The 23481-nt window shown below is 39.1% G+C and carries 27 protein-coding genes and 1 other annotated feature; of the genes, 25 read left to right on the top strand and 2 right to left on the bottom strand.

The annotated features are described in order from the left end of the window. The first annotated feature begins 72 nt into the window (after positions 1 to 72). From MKX72_RS23595 to pheA, 22 genes are all read left to right on the top strand, one after another. Complete coding sequence (locus MKX72_RS23595; protein WP_028411724.1) at positions 73 to 1371, top strand: bifunctional folylpolyglutamate synthase/dihydrofolate synthase; 1299 nt, start codon at positions 73 to 75, stop codon at positions 1369 to 1371. Between the two features lie 156 nt (positions 1372 to 1527). Further along, positions 1528 to 2085 carry a DUF420 domain-containing protein gene (locus MKX72_RS23590; RefSeq protein ID WP_028411723.1) on the top strand — a complete coding sequence of 186 codons (558 nt, stop codon included), beginning with the start codon at positions 1528 to 1530 and terminating at the stop codon, positions 2083 to 2085. A 185-nt stretch (positions 2086 to 2270) separates the two neighbouring features. Then, positions 2271 to 2465 (top strand): hypothetical protein, encoded by a 195-nt coding sequence (locus MKX72_RS23585; RefSeq protein WP_033579647.1) that lies wholly within the window; start codon positions 2271 to 2273, stop codon positions 2463 to 2465. Beyond that, positions 2462 to 3217 carry a prepilin peptidase gene (locus tag MKX72_RS23580; protein ID WP_034265545.1) on the top strand — a complete coding sequence of 252 codons (756 nt, stop codon included), beginning with the start codon at positions 2462 to 2464 and terminating at the stop codon, positions 3215 to 3217. The genes MKX72_RS23585 and MKX72_RS23580 overlap by 4 nt, the downstream gene beginning before the upstream one ends. Positions 3218 to 3335: 118 nt before the next feature. Next, positions 3336 to 4418, top strand: coding sequence for an SPOR domain-containing protein (locus MKX72_RS23575; protein WP_033579649.1), 1083 nt, complete (start codon positions 3336 to 3338; stop codon positions 4416 to 4418). A 111-nt stretch (positions 4419 to 4529) separates the two neighbouring features. After that, entirely contained in the window at positions 4530 to 5099 is a 570-nt protein-coding gene (locus MKX72_RS23570) for a Maf family protein (protein WP_033579650.1), read from the top strand. 15 nt (positions 5100 to 5114) lie between these two features. Beyond that, positions 5115 to 5801: a RadC family protein gene (radC, locus tag MKX72_RS23565; protein ID WP_028411718.1), complete on the top strand. Its 687-nt coding sequence runs from the start codon at positions 5115 to 5117 to the stop codon at positions 5799 to 5801. Between the two features lie 229 nt (positions 5802 to 6030). Next, entirely contained in the window at positions 6031 to 7056 is a 1026-nt protein-coding gene (locus MKX72_RS23560) for a rod shape-determining protein (protein ID WP_013059345.1), read from the top strand. A 19-nt stretch (positions 7057 to 7075) separates the two neighbouring features. After that, positions 7076 to 7957, top strand: a complete 882-nt coding sequence (mreC, locus tag MKX72_RS23555; RefSeq protein ID WP_013059344.1) for a rod shape-determining protein MreC — start codon at positions 7076 to 7078, stop codon at positions 7955 to 7957. Further along, positions 7957 to 8475, top strand: a complete 519-nt coding sequence (gene mreD / locus MKX72_RS23550) for a rod shape-determining protein MreD (protein ID WP_014458115.1) — start codon at positions 7957 to 7959, stop codon at positions 8473 to 8475. The genes mreC and mreD overlap by 1 nt, the downstream gene beginning before the upstream one ends. A gap of 116 nt (positions 8476 to 8591) precedes the next feature. Then, positions 8592 to 9275 (top strand): septum site-determining protein MinC, encoded by a 684-nt coding sequence (gene minC / locus MKX72_RS23545; RefSeq protein ID WP_028411717.1) that lies wholly within the window; start codon positions 8592 to 8594, stop codon positions 9273 to 9275. Between the two features lie 2 nt (positions 9276 to 9277). Continuing rightward, on the top strand, positions 9278 to 10078 hold the full coding sequence (gene minD / locus MKX72_RS23540) for a septum site-determining protein MinD (protein ID WP_013059341.1): 801 nt from the start codon (positions 9278 to 9280) through the stop codon (positions 10076 to 10078). Between the two features lie 120 nt (positions 10079 to 10198). After that, positions 10199 to 10981: a M23 family metallopeptidase gene (locus MKX72_RS23535; protein ID WP_028411716.1), complete on the top strand. Its 783-nt coding sequence runs from the start codon at positions 10199 to 10201 to the stop codon at positions 10979 to 10981. After that, positions 10974 to 11840 carry a M50 family metallopeptidase gene (locus MKX72_RS23530; RefSeq protein WP_033579652.1) on the top strand — a complete coding sequence of 289 codons (867 nt, stop codon included), beginning with the start codon at positions 10974 to 10976 and terminating at the stop codon, positions 11838 to 11840. Before MKX72_RS23535 ends, MKX72_RS23530 begins: the two co-directional genes overlap by 8 nt. Before the next feature lie 83 nt (positions 11841 to 11923). Next, on the top strand, positions 11924 to 13393 hold the full coding sequence (locus tag MKX72_RS23525) for an Rne/Rng family ribonuclease (protein WP_048019719.1): 1470 nt from the start codon (positions 11924 to 11926) through the stop codon (positions 13391 to 13393). A gap of 78 nt (positions 13394 to 13471) precedes the next feature. Further along, positions 13472 to 13543, top strand: a sequence feature (ribosomal protein L21 leader region). 14 nt (positions 13544 to 13557) lie between these two features. After that, complete coding sequence (rplU, locus tag MKX72_RS23520; RefSeq protein ID WP_013059337.1) at positions 13558 to 13866, top strand: 50S ribosomal protein L21; 309 nt, start codon at positions 13558 to 13560, stop codon at positions 13864 to 13866. Between the two features lie 9 nt (positions 13867 to 13875). Then, the gene (locus MKX72_RS23515; protein ID WP_013059336.1) at positions 13876 to 14208 is read left to right on the top strand and encodes a ribosomal-processing cysteine protease Prp; all 333 of its coding nucleotides are present in this window, start codon (positions 13876 to 13878) and stop codon (positions 14206 to 14208) included. A gap of 16 nt (positions 14209 to 14224) precedes the next feature. Next, positions 14225 to 14518 carry a 50S ribosomal protein L27 gene (gene rpmA, locus MKX72_RS23510; protein WP_013059335.1) on the top strand — a complete coding sequence of 98 codons (294 nt, stop codon included), beginning with the start codon at positions 14225 to 14227 and terminating at the stop codon, positions 14516 to 14518. Between the two features lie 171 nt (positions 14519 to 14689). After that, positions 14690 to 15226 (top strand): Spo0B C-terminal domain-containing protein, encoded by a 537-nt coding sequence (locus tag MKX72_RS23505; protein WP_013085118.1) that lies wholly within the window; start codon positions 14690 to 14692, stop codon positions 15224 to 15226. A 51-nt stretch (positions 15227 to 15277) separates the two neighbouring features. Beyond that, complete coding sequence (gene obgE, locus MKX72_RS23500) at positions 15278 to 16564, top strand: GTPase ObgE (protein ID WP_034265523.1); 1287 nt, start codon at positions 15278 to 15280, stop codon at positions 16562 to 16564. A gap of 33 nt (positions 16565 to 16597) precedes the next feature. Continuing rightward, entirely contained in the window at positions 16598 to 17047 is a 450-nt protein-coding gene (locus MKX72_RS23495; protein ID WP_028411711.1) for an ACT domain-containing protein, read from the top strand. Between the two features lie 28 nt (positions 17048 to 17075). After that, positions 17076 to 17948 (top strand): prephenate dehydratase, encoded by an 873-nt coding sequence (gene pheA / locus MKX72_RS23490; protein WP_028411710.1) that lies wholly within the window; start codon positions 17076 to 17078, stop codon positions 17946 to 17948. A gap of 29 nt (positions 17949 to 17977) precedes the next feature. On the opposite strand, the gene MKX72_RS23485 is transcribed toward pheA, so the two are convergent. Both MKX72_RS23485 and MKX72_RS23480 read right to left on the bottom strand, forming a co-directional pair. Then, positions 17978 to 18523 (bottom strand): transcription repressor NadR, encoded by a 546-nt coding sequence (locus MKX72_RS23485; protein ID WP_028411709.1) that lies wholly within the window; start codon positions 18521 to 18523, stop codon positions 17978 to 17980. A 15-nt stretch (positions 18524 to 18538) separates the two neighbouring features. Continuing rightward, on the bottom strand, positions 18539 to 19675 hold the full coding sequence (locus MKX72_RS23480) for an IscS subfamily cysteine desulfurase (protein ID WP_028411708.1): 1137 nt from the start codon (positions 19673 to 19675) through the stop codon (positions 18539 to 18541). An 89-nt stretch (positions 19676 to 19764) separates the two neighbouring features. On the opposite strand from MKX72_RS23480, the gene nadB reads away from it, so the two are divergent. Genes nadB through nadA form a run of 3 tightly spaced genes read left to right on the top strand, consistent with a single transcriptional unit; the run spans position 19765 to position 23295 of the window. Beyond that, on the top strand, positions 19765 to 21309 hold the full coding sequence (gene nadB / locus MKX72_RS23475; protein ID WP_028411707.1) for an L-aspartate oxidase: 1545 nt from the start codon (positions 19765 to 19767) through the stop codon (positions 21307 to 21309). Between the two features lie 35 nt (positions 21310 to 21344). Then, the gene (nadC, locus tag MKX72_RS23470) at positions 21345 to 22238 is read left to right on the top strand and encodes a carboxylating nicotinate-nucleotide diphosphorylase (protein WP_033579656.1); all 894 of its coding nucleotides are present in this window, start codon (positions 21345 to 21347) and stop codon (positions 22236 to 22238) included. After that, a complete protein-coding gene (gene nadA, locus MKX72_RS23465; protein ID WP_028411705.1) occupies positions 22195 to 23295 on the top strand; it encodes a quinolinate synthase NadA in 1101 nt (366 codons plus the stop codon). Before nadC ends, nadA begins: the two co-directional genes overlap by 44 nt. Positions 23296 to 23481 lie beyond the last annotated feature (186 nt).

The raw sequence follows: 23481 nt of genomic DNA, 5'->3' as shown, positions 1-23481 counted from the left end.
AAAAGCGTGGCTTGTATAGCGACGCTTTTTCTTTACATAATAATAGCGATGGAAAAGAAAGGTGAATAAAAGATGATAACGACATATGAAGAAGCGCTTGATTGGATTCATAACAGACTTCGCTTTGGAATCAAGCCGGGGTTAGAACGAATGGAATGGATGCTAGAGCAGCTTGATTTTCCGCAGCAAAATATAAATGCTATTCACGTTGCTGGAACGAATGGTAAAGGTTCTACTGTTTCGTATTTGCGAAATATGTTAGAAGAAGCAGGGTATAAAGTTGGAACGTTTACTTCCCCTTATATCGAAACATTTAATGAGCGGATTAGCGTGAATGGACAGCCTATTTCAAATGAAGCAATGACCGCTCTTGTTCAGGAAGTAAAGCCTGTAGTGGAGCGACTAGAACATACGGACTTAGGGTCAGCAACGGAATTTGAAGTGATTACAATCATGGCTTTTCTTTATTTCGGCTATCATGATTCAGTTGACTATGTTGTGTTTGAAACAGGTCTTGGGGGACGATATGATTCAACAAATGTTGTGAATCCTATGGTTAGTATTATTACAAACATTGGATTTGATCACATGGCGATACTAGGTGATACGGTAGAAGAAATTGCAGCAGAAAAAGCGGGGATTATTAAAAAAGAAGTCCCTATTATTACTGGTGCAGAGCAAGTAAAGGCGCTTGACGTCATTACAGAAGAGGCAAATTTGAAGCAGGCTTCGTTATTTGTGTTAGGAAAAGAATTTAAAATTGAAAACTATGAGCCCTTAGCAAATGGAGAAGGCTTTACGTTAAAAACGCCGTATGGTACATTTGAACACTTGCAATTAAATATGCTTGGCTATCATCAAGTTAAAAATGCAGCTTTGGCTGTGATGGCCGTTTGTTATTTAAAAGAAAAGAAAAAGCTTTCTATCTCCAATGAGCAAATGATAAAAGGGATTCAGCATACAAAGTGGAACGGCCGCTTTGAGATAGTAAATGAGCATCCTTTAACGATTATTGACGGGGCTCATAATGCAGAAGGCATTGATAGCTTGTTATCTACTTTACGCCTTCATTATGAAGATCGAAACATTCATTTAATCTTTAGCTGCTTAAATGATAAAAGCGCTGATCGAATGGTCCAAGAACTTGAAACAATCGCTGCAAGTATTACATTTACGTCGTTTGACTTTCCTCGTGCTCGCGCAGCTGGGGAGCTTTATGAGATGAGTACTCATCGTAATAAGCATATGGACGAGGAGTGGAAAAAAGCAATTGCTTACGTAAAGGAAAAGGCGACAGGTGAACAAGACATGGTCGTGATTACAGGGTCTCTGTATTTTATATCAGAAGTGCGGGCCTTTCTTCTCAAATGAGCAGAAGCAGCAAGTGAAATCTTGCTGCTTTTAACATAATGTAAGAAAGGGATACAAATAATAAGGAAGCACTAAGTTCAAAGTATTGTCACTTTCACCCCCTAGGTAAGTGATATATAATAAACATGTACATCACTAAATAAGGAGATTGTTAACATGAGTAAGAATAATGAAAAAATTGTACCGAAAAGTAATAAAAACTTTACCGGTATTATTCTTACCTTTTCAGTGATAGCGAATGTTATTATCTTACTGCTATTCTTTTCGAATATTGGCTATCAAGGAAAAGTAAGTTTTGATTTGACTATCTTTCCACGGTTAAATGCTATTTTGAATAGTTTTACGTTTATTTTTTTAGTTGCAGCGTTGATTTCAATCTTTAGAAAAAACATCAATGCTCATAGAGGGTTTATCTTAGCGGCATTCACTTCTACACTGCTCTTTTTAGTTTCATATTTAACGTTCCACTATATCTCAACGGAAACAGCTACGTTTGGTGGAGAAGGAATTGTTCGTCCCATTTACTTCTTTATTTTGATCACACACAGTTTCTTAGCAGCGATTATCGTTCCGCTGGCACTGTTTGCACTTGTGTGGGGCTGGACAATGCAAGTTGAAAAACATAAAAAAATTGTGCGATGGACAATGCCAATCTGGCTTTATGTAAGCCTTACAGGTGTAATTGTCTACTTATTTATGGCTCCTTACTATTAAAAAACGTCTGCTTTTGCAGACGTTTTTTTATGCTGTTTTTGTTTTTTAGTGGTATAATCCTTATTACCTATAAAAGGTGTGTTTTAAGGAAGGAGGCATACAGAATATGACTTTTATGGGTATTAAGATTCAGTTTATTAATGAAGGAGCTGTTTGATACTAATCAATAAAAGAGAGGTGTGGAAATGGATAAACTGTCAAAAGAGAATAAAGGACTTTCTCTCACGCAAGTGATCATACTGGTTATCGTAATAGGTCTTCTAGCAGCTTTTCTCATACCGTTTATTGGCAGCTATTTAAAAGGAAAAGATACATTGCCCCATTCAAAAGAAAATCTACAGTTAGTATTCTATACCCCTGAAATGGAAGGAGTCGTATGAGTATAATTTACCTTTATCTATTCGTTTCAGGTATCACTCTAGGTTCATTTTACAACGTAGCAGGCCTTAGAATTCCTCAGGGAAAATCTATTTTATCTCCAAGATCTCATTGTCCACACTGTTTATACGTTCTTTCTCCACAACAGTTAATCCCCGTAGTCTCCTACATTAAAAATGCAGGAAAATGTAGTATGTGTCGCAAAAAAATCTCCTTCATCTACCCGTTCGTAGAATTTTCGACAGGAAGTTTATTTGTATATGCTTTTTTAAAATTGAATATGACGTTAGAACTGATTGTCATATTAACTTTTGTTTCTTTTTTAACAATTATCGTTGTCTCAGATATAGCCTATATGATTGTCCCAAATAAGGTGCTGCTTTTCTTTTTGCCTATCTTTCTTCTTGAGCGTCTTTTCATTCCATTAACTTCGTGGAGTGATTCTTTAATGGGAGGAGGAATCGCATTTTTTCTCCTCTTTCTAATCGCATTTCTCAGCAGAGGAGGCCTTGGAGAAGGAGATATTAAATTGTATGGTTTGATTGGTATTGTGCTTGGAGTAAAGCTTGTTTTGCTATCACTTTTTTTAGCTATATTAATAGGCGGAACCGTTAGTATAGGAGCATTGTTAATGAAAAAGGCAAAGGTAGGTGTACCAATTCCTTTCGTTCCTTTTATTTTTATAGGGACAATCGCTGCTTATTTTCATGGAAACGAATTGATAGATTGGTATGTTAGCAACTATTTTTATTGAGCTTCAAGTCTTCGACAAAGTTAAAATTTCTGTAACTAAATAGCGAAAACCTTTTGTAACAAGACGACAAATGTCTTGTTATTTTTTTTTTCTTCTATGATAGCATGGAAAAAAGTGTATGTTTTATGTCGGTTTACCTCAGCTTACAACCGGTACTAAGACTACGTTAACTAAAGGCGGTGGGGCAGTGGACAAGCAGGAACGAAAAATTTCAATTAAAATCAATGGTCAATCTAAGGATGAGAAGGAAGAACAAGCGCCGGAAAAAGACGAATTTACGTGGGTTCTTCCGGAACCGGCATCCAAAGATTCTCATGTGGAAGAAAATAAAGTGGTGTTTATTGAAGATGTAAGAAATGAAAAGAAGAAAAAGCCGCGATTACACCCTAAAAATGTTTCGATTAAAACAGTAAACGGCGGTGTGATCAAACGAACGGCTGTGATTGTATTACTAGCAGTCGGAATAGGCAGCGGCATCGGTATGGTTGGTGTGAAAATGATGACAGGAAGCGAACAGCCTGTAGGAAAAGCACAAACAAGTGAGCGAGCGAAAGAAGAAAAAGCTGCTCAAACAGCGTCTGCCACTGAAAGTGTTGGTAAAGCTGAAAAGAAAAGCGAACAGGAATCGAAGGATACGTCAGCTGCTGCTTCTACTTTAGACCCTTTTTCCTTTTACATTGTGCAAGCAGGTGCTTTTTCATCAAAAACTGCTGCAAATAAAGCAATGGATAAATGGAAAGAAGAGAACGAAGCAGGCGAGATTTTTTCACCTAAAACCTATTCTCTTGTCGTTGGTGCTGCGACTGGAGAAGAAAAAGCAAAGGCACTTAGTAAAACGTATAAACAACAAGGTAAAGATGTATATGTAAAGTCTTATGAAATTAAGCCCACCAGCGAATTAGGGAAAAAAGATCAAACGGTTATAACAACAGCGCAGCCGTTTATGGCTAATCTCTTAGATCAATCTGTTAAAGCGATTGAGGGAGAGCGGGTAGCCGATATCAAATCTTTGAAAAAAGAGCTGACAAAAGTTCAGAAAGAAGCGTCAAATGAAGACATTAAAACCATGGTGAGAACCCTTCAAAAGGCTGCGGCTTCTCTTTCTTCATATGAAGACAATAAAAGCAGTAAAGACGCTTGGCTTGCTCAGGGATACGTGTTAAAAGCTCTTCAGCAGTATGAAAGCCTTGTAACGTCTTAACAGGTGAGGTAGTGTAATGCTGCCTCACTTGTTTATTGTCATTTAGAGATGAAATTGCTAAAATAACGGTGTGTCCTTCTTTTTTAAAATCAAAATGCAAAGGTGAGATGTATGAAACAAACATTAATTTTAGCCTCAGGCTCTCCTCGTCGAAAAGAATTACTTCAGCAGCTTCACATTCCCTTTACCGTTCACGTTAGTACAATTGAAGAAATCGTCAATCCATCATACACTCCGTCCGAGGTAGTAATGGATTTAGCTAGGCAAAAAGCAGTGGACGTCGCTTCGCATTATAAAGAGGATATGGTCCTAGGCGCCGATACAGTTGTCGTATATGGCAATCGTATTTTAGGAAAGCCAAAAACGAAACAAGAAGCGATTGAAACACTTACGATGCTGTCAGGTCAAAAACATCAGGTGTTAACTGGAGTAGCGTTCGTATCAAATGCAAAAGTTCATACGTTTTATGAACAAACTGATGTAGAGTTTTGGCCGATTGAACAAGATGAAATCGTACAGTACGTAGAGTCAGGAGAGCCTATGGACAAGGCTGGTTCTTATGGAATTCAAGGTCTCGGTGCTGCGCTAGTTAAAAAAATTGAAGGAGACTATTTCTCCGTGGTGGGCTTGCCGCTCTCCCGAACAATACGTGAGCTAAAACAATACGGTTTCGTCTACTAAAAAGGAGTGACGAAATTGGATCAATCATTGCTAATTAAAGATTTTCCTCAAGATGAAAGACCTCGAGAGCGCCTTGTGGCAATGGGTGCTTCTAGTCTTTCTAACCACGAGCTTATTGCTATTTTGCTGCGCACCGGAACCAAAGATGAATCTGTTCTTCAGCTGTCCAATCGCATATTAACGCATTTTGAAGGTCTTCAACTTTTACAGCATGCATCGCTTGATGAAATGATGAATATTAAAGGTATCGGACCTGCAAAAGCGATTCAAATTATAGCGGCTATTGAAATAGGTAAGAGGATTGTACAGCGGAAATCTAGTGAGCGATATACCATTCATGGCCCTGAAGACGGAGCTAATTATGTGATGGAAGAAATGCGCGTGCTGTCCCAAGAGCATTTCGTCTGTTTATACCTCAACACGAAAAATCAAGTTCTCCACAAGCAAACCATTTTTATCGGAAGCCTCAATTCATCTATTGTCCATCCAAGAGAAGTATTTAAAGAAGCCTTTCGTCGTTCAGCTGCATCTCTTATTTGTATTCATAATCATCCCTCCGGCGACCCTACTCCCAGCAGAGAAGATATAGAGGTAACGAAACGCTTAAAAGAGTGCGGATTTATCATAGGAATTGAATTGTTAGATCATTTAATTATCGGAGATCGAAAATATATTAGTTTAAAAGAAAAAGGATACATGTAAGGCTATGCTTTTTAAAATCCTTGGGTTATAATAGTAGTCATGATTTTAAATGACAAGTTCTTTACAATCATTCGTTATTAATAGACAAAGTATGACTTTTTATCATACAATATTTGGCGTTGACATCTATGAAAAAAGTATAGAAAATAAAAAATGTTACTTATGAAATGAAGAAATTGAATTATGGAATTTTTACCTTTGCATTTTGGTAAGAGAAAGGAAGAGACACATGTTTGGAATCGGTACTAGAGACCTTGGAATAGATTTGGGTACTGCAAATACGCTCGTTTATGTAAAAGGAAAAGGAATTGTTGTGCGTGAGCCGTCTGTTGTGGCTTTGCAAACTGATACAAAACAAATCGTTGCGGTAGGTAACGATGCAAAAAATATGATTGGTCGTACACCTGGGAACGTAGTAGCCCTTCGTCCAATGAAAGATGGAGTTATTGCAGATTACGAAACAACTGCGACGATGATGAAATATTACATCAATCAAGCTCAAAAAACAAAAAGTTTGTTTGCGGGTAAGCCGTATGTAATGGTTTGTGTACCTTCTGGCATTACAGCTGTTGAGAAGCGTGCCGTTATTGATGCGACTCGTCAGGCTGGCGCGCGTGATGCGTATACAATTGAAGAACCGTTTGCTGCAGCAATCGGCGCCAATCTACCGGTTTGGGAGCCAACGGGAAGTATGGTAGTAGATATTGGTGGAGGAACAACAGAAGTTGCGATTATTTCTTTAGGCGGAATCGTAACATGTCAGTCAATCCGTATCGCTGGGGACGAGATGGATGAAGCGATTATTCAATATATTCGCAAGAATTACAATTTAATGATCGGTGAGCGTACGTCAGAAGCATTAAAAGTAGAAGTCGGCTCTGCCGGAATTCCAGAAGGTATTGAAAACATGGAAATTCGCGGACGTGACTTACTAACAGGTCTACCGAAAACAATCGAAATTTCAGCAGAAGAAATTGCAGAAGCGCTAAAAGATACAGTGGCTTCTATTGTCGATTCAGTAAAAAGTACATTAGAAAAAACACCACCTGAACTTGCGGCAGATATTATGGATCGCGGTATTGTATTAACAGGCGGTGGCGCATTGCTACGTAATTTAGATAAAGTTATTAGTGAAGAAACAAATATGCCGGTTGTCATCGCAGAAGATCCGCTTGACTGTGTTGCAATTGGAACTGGTAAAGCGTTAGAACACATTGATTTATTTAAAAATCGTACAAGCGATTCATATCGCTAAATATTAAGAGGTGTAGATCGTGCCACAATTTTTCTTAAATAAACGTTTAGTTATTTTATTGGTCAGTATTATTGTATTAGTGGCATTGATTGGTTTTTCGTTAAATGGTCGTAAAAATGTAACGTGGCCTGAGCAGTTTGTCAAAGATACGGTTGGTCTTGTTCAGGCTACCTTTAATGAACCCGCACAATTTGTAGCGGGTTTCTTTCAGAATGTAGGTGACTTAAAGCGTACATACGAAGAAAACGAGGTATTAAAAGCCCGTTTAGACGAACGCATGCAATTAGAAACGAAAGCCAACGCTTTGCAGCAAGAAAATAAAAAATTAAGAGCACAGCTCGACAAAAAAACGGATTTAAGTCAATACAATCCAATCGAAGCAACAGTTATTGCTCGTAATCCAGACCGTTGGCATGAGGTAATTGCCATTGATAAAGGGACGGTTCATAATGTACAGGAAAATATGGCTGTTATGACTCCTGAAGGGCTGATTGGTAAAGTGAAGCATGCATCTAAGTTCACATCTACTGTGCAGTTAATTAGTTCATCAGATCGTACAAACCGTGTATCTGCTAAAATTCAGGCTAAAAAAGAAGTGTTTGGTTTAATTGAAGGCTATGATGATAAAGAACAGGCGCTTGTTATGCGTCGTATTCCTTTTGATGCTGATATTAAAGAAAAGCAAAAAGTAGTAACGTCCGGTCTAGGACAAGAAGACGGCATTTTTCCTAGCAATCTTCCAATTGGCGTTATCACAAAAATTGAGCCTGATGAATATGGATTAACGAAAAAAGCTTATATCAAACCTGCTGCTGACTTGTATGACTTAGATAACGTAGTTGTAGCTAAAAGAAGTGCGCCCGCTGCTGAAGACGATTTAGGGGCGGAGGAGGCTAACTGATGAAGCGGTTTGTCCTTCCTATTCTCGTGCTTGTCGTTTTTATGTTTGAAAGTATCTTTGTTAATTTTGTCGCCATGGCATCACCATGGCGAGACTGGATTCTATCGCCTCACTTTGTTGTAGTGGTACTGGCTTTTATGGCAGTGTATTATCACCCAAAGCAAGCGATGCTATATGGGGTAATCCTTGGATTCATGTACGATATTGCCTTTACGGATGTCTTAGGAGTATACGCGCTTGGATTGCCGGCCGTATGCTATATCGTATCAAAACTAATGAAGATTTTTCAGCAAAATACGCTTATCGTAATCTGCATGTCGCTATTAGCTGTAGCCATTATTGAGTTTTATGTATATGGAATTAATAGCATTATTAATATATCCGATATGACCATTGGTCGCTTCTTGCAAGAGCGATTTTACGCAACCATCATTTTAAATGCCATATTTGCACTCATTTTTGCATTTCCGCTTCAAAGATGTTTTCAATATTTCGCTAAATTTATCGATGAACGCTGATCCGAAAATATATTACGCTTCTCGTTCGTGATGTGATAAAAATGCTGATTGAAGAAACGAAAAAAAGGAATTGAGTAAGTCTCTGTCGAAATTATATATTCGTTGAGGTGAGCGTCTTGAATAAACAAAAGCAACAAAATGTGACAATTAAAGGAACAAAAGATGGATTAACGTTGCATCTCAATGATACATGTTCATTTGCAGAGCTTTTGACGGAACTTAAGACGAAGCTTTTGACAAATAAGCATGGCGATGCCGATCAAATCGTCACAGTGTATGTCAAAATCGGAAATCGTTATTTAACTACAGAGCAGGAAACCGAATTGAAGGCGCTCATAGAAGAAAATCAGTATTTAGTAGTTAAACAAATTGATAGTAACGTTATTTTAAAGCAAGATGCAGTCCGAGTAAGAGAAGAAAGTGAATTAGTATCTGTTACAAAGGTAGTTCGTTCAGGACAGGTTCTCCATGTAGAAGGCGATTTGCTTCTAGTCGGAGACGTAAATCCCGGAGGAACCGTTGTAGCTGGAGGAAATTTATTTGTATTAGGTGCTTTAAAAGGGATTGCTCATGCAGGATATCGCGGCAATAAAAACGCCGTTATTGCTGCATCGTTAATGAAACCTTCACAGCTGCGCATTGCTGATATCATTACCCGATCAGAAGAAGAGCGCAGTGAGAAGGAAGAGAATATAATGGAATGTGCATACTTAGATGATAATGATCAAATGGTGATAGATCGCGTGCAAGCTTTACCGCATCTAAGACCGAATTTGACCAGGGTAGAAAGGAGAATTTGACAGTGGGAGAGGCTATTGTTGTTACGTCTGGTAAAGGTGGAGTTGGAAAAACAACGACATCAGCCAATTTAGGTACTGCTCTAGCATTAGCTGGAAAGCGCGTGTGTCTAGTAGACACTGATATCGGCTTACGCAACTTGGATGTTGTAATGGGGCTTGAAAATCGTATTATTTATGATCTTGTAGACGTGGTAGAAGGTCGATGCCAACCGCAAAAAGCCTTGATTAAGGACAAGCGTTTTGAATGTTTGTACTTACTTCCTGCTGCTCAAACGAGTGACAAAACAGCTGTTCAACCAGAACAAATGCGAGAGTTAGTTCTTCAGTTAAAGCAAGACTATGACTATGTGGTTATTGATTGCCCAGCTGGTATTGAACAAGGCTATAAGAATGCCGTAGCTGGCGCTGATAAGGCACTCGTTGTGACAACACCGGAAGTTTCAGCTGTTCGTGATGCTGACCGTATTATTGGATTATTGGAGCAAGAGGATATCGAATCTCCAAAACTGGTTATTAACCGAATCCGTAGTCATATGATGAAAAATGGAGACATGCTGGACGTGGAAGAAATTTCTCAGCTTCTGGCTGTTGATTTAATTGGAATCGTTGCTGACGATGAAAATGTTATTCGTGCTTCTAACAACGGTGAACCAATTGTCATGGATCCATCAAGCAAAGCATCAATTGCATATCGTAATATTGCAAGACGTATTCTAGGTGAAACGGTTCCTCTTCAATCGTTAGATGAAGAAGATAAGGGAATGTTTGCACGTATTAAACGATTCTTTGGTGTTCGTTCTTAAAAAGCTTCCGATAGAGGAAGCTTTTTTTATTTGTGTGATTTTGTAGAGTCAAGCTGTCATAAGCTCCACGGACAAGTCATATAGTTGATTATACGATAAGAACAAGGAGAATGATGAATCATGAATCGACGTGCTGATGAAATCCGTAAACGAATTGCTGAGCGCAAGCGAAAACAATTAAATACAACGAAGCGTCTTCCTCAAGAACCTCTTCATACGTCCTTAATGAGTGAAGAAGAAAAATATGGATCGATGGATTATTCTGCGGTTGAATACACACCATCAGCAAAGGAATATCACCCGTTATTTCGAAAAGAACGCTTTTTATTTAAAATTTTAGCTTCGGCCTGCTTAGTGTTAATTGTAGGGATTATGTTCAAGAACGCTTCTCCTGCTTTTGAACAGGCCAGAGTGGTGGTTCAACAAACAATGGATAAAGAATTTCAGTTTGCAGCTGTTTCCTCTTGGTATGAAGATAAGTTTGGGAAGCCGTTAACGCTCCTGCCGAATAAGGAGTCTAGCAAAACGGAGCAAAGTGTAAGCGGAGAATACGCTACTCCAGCTTCAGGGAAAGTAACGGAAACATTTGCTCAAAGTAAGCAAGGGGTGACGGTTCAAACAGGAGTGGATTCTGTTGTAGAAGCAATGAGTGAAGGTATTGTAAGGTATGTAGGAAAACGTGATGATACTGGGAATACGGTTATTATTCAACATGCCGATGGAACTGAAACTTGGTATGGACAGCTCAAAAAAATCAATGTTAGCATGTATGATTTTGTGAATAAAGGCAAAGAAGTAGGAATTGTGGAAAACAGTAAAAAAGGCGATGCTGGAACGTTCTATTTTGCTATTAAAAAAGGCGATAAGTTTGTGGATCCTAGTCAGGTGATTCAATTTGAATAGTGCTTTTTCGTTATTGATGAAAATTCACATTCATCCATTGTTTTGGGGGATTTTCGTAATTGGTATCTTAACGGCTACGGTAAAGCAGCTTTTTTTGTTATTTATTATTGTAATTATTCATGAACTGGGCCACGCCGTAGCAGCTCAGTGTTTTTCTTGGCGAATTCGTAGAATTATGCTCTTACCTTTTGGAGGAGTAGCAGAAGTAGATGAACATGGTAATCGTCCATTTCGAGAAGAGTTTATTGTGACAATAAGTGGACCTCTTCAGCATCTTTGGATGTTTGGAGCTGCTTTCTTATTAATGAAAATAAATGTGTTGTCTTTGGAAACGTATGAGCAATTTATGTTTCAATGCACAGTAATTTTACTGTTTAACCTTTTGCCCATTTGGCCATTGGACGGAGGGAAGCTGCTTTTTTTAATGTGCAGTCGTTCTTTACCATTTTTAGAAGCGCATAAGCTTGCACTCCGGTTATCAACGTTTTTTTTAGCTATCGGTATTATCTACGCCGTCATTATGCATCCTTTTCAGCTGCACTTATGGATTGTTATTTCATTTTTAATTATATCCGGATATTTGGAATGGAAGAGCAGGCAATTTGTCTACATGCGCTTTTTGTTGGAGAGGTATCATGGAAAAGAGCATCCAATTGGAGCTTTAAAAACGCTAAGTGTATCAACCAGTGAGACGCTCCATCAAGTCCTGCAAAAATTCCAAAGAGGTTGTAAGCATATGATTATTGCTACATCTCAAACAGGCGAGCATGTACAAATTGATGAAAATGAACTTTTACACGCTTACTTTGTAGAAAAAAGAACAAATAGCCCACTAGATGAACTTGTAACAGTTTACTGATTTCTAGTAACATAGAATAGAATGAAAAAAGTTCGGTTGCACTGACCGAACTTTTTCCTATGAATTTAGATTAAAGTGAGGCAATGTATGTGAAGGCATGTATCATTAACGCGGCTACTTCTTCCAAACGTATAGCCGTGATAAACGATAAAACACTAGAAAAAATATATTTAGAAGAACAAAGCGAGAATCAAATTATTGGTGATATATATTGGGGTAAAGTCGTAAAAGTCCTGCCGCATATGCAAGCAGCCTTTATCGATATTGGTTTATCAATGAACGGATTTATTCATCGAAATGAACTTGTATCCTATCAGCAGTCAGATAATCCTCACAAGGATCAGCAGCCGATGTCTGCTTTTATTCGTGAAGGAGAAAAAGTATTGGTTCAAGTTGTAAAAGAAGGCATTGGAACAAAAGGGCCGAAGCTGACGGGTATTATTGAATTTTCTTCTGATGAGCTTGTATATTTACCGCACGGAAACTATGTCGCTGTATCCAAAAAAATAGATGAGCCAAAACGCCAACAGTGGAAACAGCTTGGCGAGCGGTTAAAACAGGGGATGGAAGGCTTTTTATTTCGAACAGCGATTGAGGAAAAATCAGAAGCTGCGGTCCAACACAAAATAAAAGAGCTACAGAAGAAATATGAGCGCCTTGAACGACAGACACAGGGAATGAAAGCTCCTGCCCTAGTCAGCAAAGGACAAGATTTTCTCGAAACAAGAGTGCAAGCTGCACTTCAACAAGGAATTGACGGGATAGTAGTAGATGACTTTGACCTATATCAGCATCTTCAAGCTGCCTACCCTAACTCGTCAATAGAGTACTATAAAGGAAATGAAAATATTTTCTCCTTTTATGATGTGGAACGGCAAATAGAGAAGCTTTTAAAGCGAATCGTGTGGCTCAAAAGTGGAGGTTATATCGTTATTGACGAAACGGAAGCGATGACGGTCGTAGACGTGAACACGGGGAAGTTTTCCGGAAAAGATAATATTCGAAAGACGATGCTTCAAACAAATATGGAAGCTGCGTATGAACTGTCCAAACAGATGCAATTACGTCACTTAGGCGGCATGATCTTAATTGATTTTATAAATATGTCTCATAAAGAAGATCGGACAGAAGTAGAAAGGTACATGAAAAAGCTATGTGAACAAGATGAAGTGCGGACGAATGTAGTTGGCTTTACAGAGCTCGGCATATTGCAATTAACGCGGAAGAAAGTGCGCAATAGCATTGGGTCAACATTAACTATGCCTTGTGAAGTATGTGAAGGAACCGGTAAAATGATTGATTCCAAAACGGTTGCTTTTCAAATTGAACGTGTAATTTGGGAACATCGCGGCGCGGAAGAAGAGGCTATTTGGATTGAGACGCGAAGTGATGTTATAAATGAAATGAAAGCTCAAGGGTTTCTCAAAGCTCTAGAGAAAATGGTTAAAAAAACCGTATATCTTACGCCAAGCGATGATTATACAAACGCATTTGTTTTGCGTCAATTGGGGTCGAAAGAGCAGATTCAAAAAAGGGTCTCTGCTTCTATATAAATTTTTAGAAGAAAACATGAATTCCAATTGACACTAACCTTTGATTTGTAGTAAGATTTAATATGTTGGTTTGTAGCACCCGTGCTACAACCGCTCAGAACAGGTTTTAAGTTCACTTGAACACCTGTGATGGCGAGTCTTAGTTTTTAGAGGAGGTGCAGAGAATGTACGCAATTATTGAAACTGGTGGTAAGCAAATTAAAGTAGAGGCTGGTCAAGCAATCTACGTTGAAAAACTTGCTGGTGAACAAGGCGAAACAGTTACTTTTGACAAAGTATTATTTGTAGGTGGCGACAGCGTGAAAGTTGGTGTTCCTTTCGTAGAAGGTGCAACAGTTACGGCTAAAGTTGAAAAACAAGGTCGCGCTAAAAAGATCACTGTATTTAAATACAAAGCAAAGAAAAACTATCGTCGTAAGCAAGGTCACCGTCAACCTTACACAAAAGTTGTAATCGACGCTATCAACGCGTAATTATAACAAATGATTAAGGTGACGATTTCTCGTGATGCAAATAAGAAAGTTGACGGGTTCACGATGAGTGGACATGCTGACTTTTCCGAACACGGAAAAGATCTTGTTTGTGCGGGAGCATCTGCAGTTTCATTTGGAACAATTAATGCTATCTTTTCAATAAGTGGGGTTGAACCGCACTTAGAGCAAGGTGGAGATGGTGGCTATCTCCGTTGTGAGATTCCGAAAGATGTGGATTCGTTCACATTGGAACAGATTCAATTGCTATTAGAAGGTATGGTTGTTTCACTGAAAACGATCGAATTAGATTACAGTAATTATATAAAAATTAACGACAACTAAACAGGAGGTGGATGTCATGTTAGTAAGATTAGACCTTCAATTCTTCGCTTCTAAAAAAGGAGTAGGTAGTACTAAAAACGGTCGTGATTCAATCTCGAAACGTCTTGGTGCTAAACGTGCTGATGGCCAATTCGTATCTGGTGGTTCAATTTTATACCGTCAACGCGGTACTAAAATTTACCCAGGTGCAAACGTAGGTCGTGGTGGAGATGATACTTTATTCGCTCAAATCGACGGTATCGTTAAATTTGAACGTTTCGGTCGTGACCGTAAAAAAGTATCTGTATACCCTGTTGCTCAAGAAGCATAAGATACAAAAAGAAAACTCTAACCCAAGTAGGTTAGAGTTTTCTTTTTGTAGAATATTTCACCTATTACCCATTGGAATTTGTTATAATCGAACATATCTAAGAAGATTGATACGAGATGTTTGTCAGCGTTGTGAAATACTTATGCTCGAGTCAAAGTTAGGAGTGCTAAGATGGAAAAAGAATGGGATGTCGTAGAGGTATTAAGATACGCGCGGCATGATTGGTTAAATAAGCTGCAATTAATCAAAGGCAATCTAGCGTTGAATCGGCTTGATCGAGCGAATGAAATCATTGAAGAAATTGTAAATGAATCCAAACATGAATCCAAGTTAACAAACATCAATATGCGACTGTTTGCGGGCTTTGTTATGACCTATCATTGGAATAACCATGCTGTTCGCTTAGATGTGGAAGTGCTTGGAGAATTGAAGGATTTATCACAATACGATGAGTTCGTATACAACTGGTGTTGCTATTTGACAGAAGCACTCGAAAAATATGTTGATTATCATGCAGAAAACTATTTGAGTATTTCAGTATGCATTGAAGAACAGGGAATTCGTTTCTTTTTTGACTTTAGTGGAATACTAACAGATATACAGAAGCTACAAAACAAGCTACAATGTTATGAGTGCGCTCAAGGAGTTGCATTAGTTGAACAGCATATGTCTGAAGATGAATTTAGCCTTATGCTCACAATAAGTTAAAAGCGCTTTTGCTATGGCAAGAGCTAAGATATAGAACGGAGTGAAAAAGAAATGTTTGTAGATCAGGTCAAGGTATATGTAAAAGGTGGCGACGGAGGAAATGGAATGGTTGCCTTCCGTCGCGAAAAGTACGTACCAAAAGGAGGTCCTGCAGGTGGTGACGGTGGTCACGGTGCAGATGTCATTTTTGAAGTAGAAGAAGGATTACGTACGCTGATGGATTTCCGCTATAAGCGTCACTTTAAAGCAAGCCGTGGTGAACATGGAATGTCAAAAGGACAGCACGGACGTAACGCTGAGCCGATGATTGTAAAAGTTCCACCAGGTACCGTTGTGTTGGATGAAGATACGAACGAAACGATTGCTGATTTAGTTGAGCACGGCCAGCGCGCAGTGATTGCTAAAGGTGGACGCGGAGGGCGTGGGAATACGCGTTTTGCTACACCTGCAAATCCAGCACCGGAGCTTTCAGAAAATGGAGAGCCAGGTAAAGAGAGAAATGTCATTCTTGAATTAAAAGTATTAGCCGATGTAGGATTAGTTGGTTTCCCAAGTGTTGGAAAGTCAACGTTATTATCCGTAACGTCTGCTGCAAAGCCAAAAATTGCTGAATATCATTTTACAACAATTAATCCGAATTTGGGAGTAGTTGAGACAGAAGATAGTCGCAGTTTTGTGATGGCAGATTTACCAGGGCTAATCGAAGGTGCACATGAAGGTGTAGGATTAGGTCATCAGTTTTTACGTCACATTGAACGTACCCGCGTGATTGTCCATGTAATCGATATGTCAGGTTTAGAAGGCCGTGATCCATATGAAGATTACTTAACTATTAATGAAGAGCTGCGTCAGTATAATATGCGTTTAACGGAACGTCCGCAAGTAGTGGTAGCAAATAAAATGGATATCCCGCAAGCCGAAGAGAATTTAGCTGCATTCAAAGAAAAAGTAGGGGACGAAGTGAAAATCTTTCCAATTTCTGCGGCAACGCGTGATGGAATCCGCGAACTGTTATTTACAGTAGCTGATCTTGTAGAAACGACGCCGGAATTCCCAATGCAAGAAGAGGAAGATCTATCTATGCACCGCGTACTGTACAAGCATGAAAAGAAAGAAGTGGAATTTGTTATTACGCGTGATAGCGATGGCTCATACGTATTAAGCGGTGAAAAAATCGAAAAATTATTCAAGATGACTGACTTCTCACGTGAAGAATCAGTTCGTCGATTCGCGCGCCAGCTTCGAGGCATGGGCGTCGATGAAGCCCTTCGTGAACGAGGAGCAAAAGATGGCGACATTGTAAAGCTGTTTGAATATGAATTTGAATTTATCGACTAATTGTTGTTCATAGGATAAGGGGAGGGGCTTTACTTGCATAAGAGCGATAAGCAGTTTTATTTAGTTCGCGAAGATGTATTACCAGAAGCGATGAAAAAAACATTGGATGCGAAGCTGTTAATTGAACGGGGAAAAGCTGAGTCGGTAGCAGATGCTGTACAAGCCGTAGACTTGAGTCGCAGTGCTTTTTATAAGTACCGCGACACGGTCTTTCCGTTTCAGACGGTTGTCAAACAGCGCATTATTTCACTGTTTTTTCATATTGAAGATCGATCAGGAACTTTATCACATTTATTGAGCACCGTTGCATCATCGGGATGCAATGTGCTAACAATTCACCAAACCATCCCTTTACAAGGGCGTGCCAACGTAACTCTTTCATTAGATACAGCAAGTATGAGTGTTGAGTTAAATGAAATGCTGCGAAGACTGAAAAGCTTAGAGTTTGTAGATAAAGTGGACGTGCTTGGTTCAGGGGCATAATGGTAAACAGATATAGATAAGGAGAGGCATGATTGTGGGGAAAGTAGGATATTTAGGACCAAAGGCAACATTTACACATGTGGCCGTCCAAGGCGTATTTAAACAGCACGACCATATTCCATACAAAACAATTCCAGCATGCATTGATGCAGTGGATAAAGGAGAAATTGAGTATGGAATTGTACCGTTAGAAAATGCACTTGAAGGATCTGTAAATTTAACACTTGATTATCTCATTCATGAACGTCGTCTGCCGATTGTTGGAGAAATTGTGCTTCCAATTCGTCAGCATTTAATGGTTCATCCATCTCATGCAGAACAGTGGAAAAACATTGAAACGATTTATTCTCATCCTCATGCAATTGCGCAGTGTCATAAATTTTTACACGGAGAATGTACGTCAACTGCAGTAGAAGAGATGACATCAACGGCGTTTGCTGCTAAATATGTAAGCGAACACCCTGAGCTTAATATTGGAGCTATTGCGAATGGATTAGCAGCCCGTGAATATGGATTACATATTGCTTGCCCGAACATTCATGATTATGATCATAATACAACAAGATTTGTTATTTTGCATAAAGATGGAGGACAAGAGGTGCCATTTTTAGCTGGAAACGGGTGCAAGACAACGTTAATGATTACACTTCCATCTGATCAGGCAGGAGCGCTTCATCAAGTGCTTTCAGCTTTCTCTTGGCGTAAGCTAAATCTGTCTAAAATTGAATCCCGTCCCATGAAAACAGGGCTTGGAAACTATTTCTTTATCGTTGATATTGAACAAAAAATGGATGAAGTATTAATCCCTGGGGCTATGGCTGAACTTGAGGCACTAGGCTGTAGCGTAGAGCTGTTAGGAAGCTATCCTCATACACTACTTGAAACAGAAATCCCGCTTTAAAGCGGGATTTTTTTTGTTATAACACCTTTTTACTCATTCGAAACTAAATAACCTTCCGCTTCAAGAGCTAAGCAGGCAGCATTCAGTTTTTCAATTGTATCTGCTTCAATCGTATGAAGGTGAATCCCCTCTGTTAACTGAGATAAATAAGTTGCGTTTGTTTCTTGAATTTTTTTTATGAACGTTTCTACTTCTTTTCGGGTTTGAATCATAACGGAAGCCGTTAATTCACCATACACAGGGTGTTCAACGGTTACATTTTTTACGAGAACGCCGTGGTCAACAAGCAGGAGAAGCTCCTTTTCAGCATCTTCTGGCGTATGCTGACAGGCAATAATTCGCTGATGCACGGTAGTTTGAGATGGATTTTGAATATAAATATATCCTTGGCTTGTTGCGATAATGGGCTCATTTTTAGCTTTAAGCAGCGAAATATCTTGTACAATGACTTGGCGGCTAACGTTTGTTCTTTTCGAAAGCTCACTGCCCGTCATTGGTTTATTCTCTGTTTGTAACCATTGTAGAATAAGTTCTCTTCTTTCTTCTCCAAGAATTTTTTTTTGAGTTCCTGGCACCTTTAATCCCTCCTTTTACACTGTCATAAATTCTTGCTGTAATAAATGAAAAACGGATATGAGTCGATCAATATGCTTAAACGTTGAATGTTGACTAAATGAAAGACGTACAAAGTTCTTAGCATTCGCAGTCGATTTGCCAATCGCAAGTAAAGAAGCTAATGGTTCCTGCTGATTTACATGGCAGGCACTTCCCGTAGATATAGCAATTCCGTGACGATTACATTGTAACATAACATATTGACCCTGTATGTTTGAAAATGTCAGTCCAATAATTCCAGGAAAATGAGAGTTCCCAAGGCCTTCTACCTCTATAAAAGGAGCAAGAGATTCTAGTTTTTCCAGTAAGTACGATTTTAAGCGCTCATAATGGCTTCTGGCGGTTTTCATTTCTGCATATGCGCATTCAGCTGCTGCAGTAAAGGCAGCAATGCCTGTGGTATTTACAGTCCCAGGGCGAAAGCCTTTTTCATGAGTTGCTTTATGGTAAATAGGCTTCCAAGAAGAACTTGAATTCATGTATACCATTCCTACACCTTTTGGTCCGTAAATTTTATGACTAGAAACTGAGATGCTATCAGCTTTCAGCTTTTTAACATCAATAGGAAGCTTACCGAAAGATTGAACACAATCACAGTGAAAGAGAATTTCTTTTTTAGATAAAAAATGGCCAATATCCTCAACTGGCTGAATTGTACCGAGCTCATGATTGATATGCTGAATGGCTACTAGCACAGTGTCAGGTCGAATCGTCTTCTTTAAGTCGTCTACAGACACAACGCCGTTTTGATCTACAGGTACGTAAGATAAGGAAAAGCCTTCTTTTTCAAGCTGCTGCAACGTATGAAGAACTGAAGAATGTTCAAGCTTCGTTGTAACCAAATGTTTTCGTTTGCTAGTGTTTCCTTTTAAAAGAGAGTGAATAGCTAAGTAATTAGCTTCTGTTCCCCCGCTTGTAAAAAAAAGATCATCCTCTCGGCAATTTACTAACAGGCTTAATTTTTTTCTGCATAGTGTAAGCAGATTCTCTGCTTGTGTTCCAAGTGTGTGAAGACTGCTGGAATTTCCATAATAGCTCGTTGCCGCTTCAGTATATACCTCAATTGCTTCTTGTCTCATTGGCGTTGTTGCTGCATAGTCCAGATAAATCATTTTCTCCCCCCGATAAAAAAACTTCTTGTCTTTCATTTAATAATATGTAAATATAGGTGTCAAGACACATGTAAATAAAGAGGTGTAAAATGTTAGAGACGGATGTTTTAATTATTGGAAGCGGATTAGCAGCGTTTTCTGCAGCTTATGAACTGTGTCGTCATAACAGAGTTGTAATGGTAACGAAAGGGAAAATTGACCGCAATAACTCAGTTCTTGCTCAAGGCGGAGTAGCAGCTGCTATTGGAAGCAGCGATCACTGGAGTGAACATCTCTATGATACGTTGATTGCGGGCAATAAGCATTGCAATGAACAAGCGGTACGCACTTTAGTGGAAGAAGGTGCGGCTGTAGTAAATGAATTGATTCATAAAGGAATGAAGTTTGATAAAAATCCAGATGGTACGCTGCATTTTGGAAAAGAAGGAGCCCATCGTGTCAATCGTATTTTGCATGCAGGTGGGGATGCAACAGGACAAGCGCTGTTCGCTTTTTTGAAAAAAGAAGTACTGCCATATATTACAGTGATTGAAAACGAAATGATTCAGCATTTAGTAACTGTAGATGGAACGTGTAGAGGTGCTATCGGACAAGGTGAAAACAACAAAATTACTATATATTATGCTCGCCAAACCATTATTGCTACCGGAGGAATCGGCGCTTTGTACAAGCATACATCTAACCAGCCGCTTGCGACAGGAGATGGGCTAGCGCTTGCGTACAGGGCTGGAGCAAAATTAGCGGACTTAGAATTTGTTCAGTTTCATCCGACCCTTTTGTATCAAAAGGAAGCGAAAGGTCTAGTATCCGAAGCGGTTCGAGGTGAAGGTGGTGTACTGGTAAATGAATGGAATGAACGTATAATGGAAGGCGTTCATCTCTTTAAGGATTTAGCACCGCGAGATGTTGTAGCAAGGACGATTTTTAATGAAATGAAAAAAGGAAGATCCGTATTTTTAGACATTGAAAAAGTGGCTCATTTTGAACAAAAATTTCCTACGATTACGGCACTGTGTCGAAAGTATAAAATTCAATTGGACAAAAAACGAATACCTGTTACTCCGGGCGCACATTTTTTAATGGGTGGAATTGAAGTAGATGCTTACGGACAAACAAGTGTTGAAGGATTGTATGCCGTGGGGGAAGTTTCTTCTACAGGCGTTCATGGAGCAAATCGTCTAGCAAGCAATTCATTGTTAGAGTGTCTTGTATTCGGAAAACGGGCAGGGCGTCATATTTTACATAAAGCGAGAACGGTATCTCGTTATACTCCCGTTCGTTACGTCTATAAAGGCATGCCTAAAATCCTGCCTGCCACAAGACAAATTCAGCATAAAATGATGGATTGTGTAGGAATCATTCGTCATGAAAACGAATTGGCTACCATTGTGCATGAATTCACAAATTATTTGGATGGAATACCTCTTGATCAAGAAGTTATATATTCGAGGGAAGCTGCAACCATCTGCAATATGCTAACTGCAGGTCTGCTTATTGCCGAGTCCTCTCTTGCAAGAAAAGAAAGTAGAGGAGGTCATTACCGAAGTGACTTTCCACATGAAAAGCAAGAGTGGGAGCATAAGCGAATTATTAAGCAGTCTGCCGCTTCAACAAAACAATCATTGATTTTATAAGCAAGGAAATCTAAAAAGAAAGGTGAGGTAGCATAATGAACACGTTGAAATTACAAACACTGTTGCAGTCTTTTTTTATAGAAGACATTGGAGATGGAGATATAACTTGTGAAGCTATTTTTTCTCCGTCTGACCAAGGGAAGGCTGTGTTTACGGCAAAGCAATCAGGTATTATCGCAGGAGTGGAATTGATTAAAGAAGGATTTCATTTAATAGACCCTAATGTGAAAGTGGATTTCGAAAAAAAAGATGGAGATGTTCTTAAGCCTGGAGATAAAATAGCTGCCGTTTCAGGATCCGTGCGATCTATTTTGACCGGTGAACGGGTAATTTTAAACTTACTTCAAAGAATGAGCGGCATTGCCACGATGACGCACAAAGCCGTAGCGATGCTTGGCAGCTCACATACCCGCATATGTGACACGCGAAAAACAACGCCTGGTCTGCGAATGTTAGAGAAGTATGCCGTTCGTGCTGGAGGAGGTTATAATCATCGTTTTGGCTTGTACGATGGCGTCATGTTAAAAGATAACCATATTGCACATGCAGGATCTATTCTAGACGCTGTTGTGAGAGTAAGAGATCAGCTTGGACATATGGTTAAGGTGGAAGTAGAAATTGAAAATAAAAGTCAATTGCTAGAAGCAATAGAGGCAGGAGCAGATGTCATTATGTTCGATAACTGTTCTCCAGAAGTCATTAAAGATTGGATACCGCTGGTTCCCGCTCATATTGTCACAGAAGCATCCGGTGGAATTACGCTTGGCACGCTCCATTCTTTTAGAGACAGCGGAGTGGACTATATTTCACTTGGAGCTTTAACGCATTCAGCAGGGTCTATCGATATCAGCTTGGACTTATTAACAGAAAGGGGAACAGAAAATGATGAGTTTATTACAAACGCTTCAGCAGCAAACGCTGCCCGCTAAATATACGGAGCTCACAGAAAATGAAATGAAAAGAAGAGTATTAGAAATCAAGAAAAAACTCGGAAGCAAATTGTTTCTGCTCGGCCACCATTATCAAAAAGACGAAGTGTACGAGTTTGCAGATGCGGTAGGAGACTCCTTACAGCTGGCTCAAATAGCGGCTGAAAATAGAGAAGCTGAGCATATTGTGTTTTGCGGCGTTCACTTCATGGCAGAAACAGCTGATATTTTAACAGATGAAAACCAAAAAGTCATTTTACCCGATATGCGAGCTGGCTGTTCAATGGCTGATATGGCTACTATTCAGCAAACAGAAAAGGCATGGCCTGTCTTGCAGGATCTTTTCGGAGATACGATTATTCCGCTTACGTATGTAAATTCTACAGCTGCAATTAAATCTTTTGTAGGCGAACATGATGGTGCAACAGTAACATCTTCAAATGCAAAAAATATGGTGGAGTGGGCATTTTCTAAAAAAGAGCGCATTCTCTTTTTACCAGATCAGCATTTGGGCAGAAACACAGCTTATGATTTAGGTGTTGGACTAGATGAAATGGCCATTTGGAATCCTATTGAAGAAATGCTTGAATATGAAGGCGATATAAACAACATCAAGGTGATTCTATGGAAAGGTCACTGTTCTGTGCACGAAAATTTCACGGTTAAAAATATTGATTATTTACGCGAGAAGCAGCCTGAGATGAATATTATTGTTCATCCGGAGTGTTCCTATGAAGTGGTGCAAAAATCAGATTATGCAGGTTCTACAAAATATATTATTGATACAATTGAAAAAGCTCCTTCAGGCTCTAAATGGGCCATTGGCACGGAAATGAACTTAGTGAAACGGATTATCAACAGTCATCCGGATAAAGAAATTGTTTCGCTTAATCCCTATATGTGTCCTTGTTTGACGATGAACCGAATTGATTTGCCTCACTTGCTGTGGGCTTTAGAAAGCATTGAAGAAGGAATAGAAGTAAATCAAATCAAGGTAGATAAGCATACAGCGCAAGGTGCAATCAAAGCGCTAACGAATATGCTAGAACGAGCATAAAGATTTTTAAGACAATTGAAAAGAGAAGGTCTAAAAGAAGACTTATTGACATATTGTTTGTGTTGATAAGTCTTTTTTTCTTTATCATAAAAACTTGAACCAAACTGTGGGCAAAATGAATAAAAAAATGGTTCAAGGCATATCTTGTGATGAACAAACAGAACTTACTTTGATTTTGCACATATA

The sequence above is a fragment of the Priestia sp. FSL R5-0597 genome, from assembly GCF_038006305.1.
GTDB classification, from domain to species: domain Bacteria; phylum Bacillota; class Bacilli; order Bacillales; family Bacillaceae_H; genus Priestia; species Priestia zanthoxyli.
The sequence above is the reverse complement of the archived record's forward strand: the minus strand, read 5'-3'. Positions and strand labels throughout refer to the sequence as shown.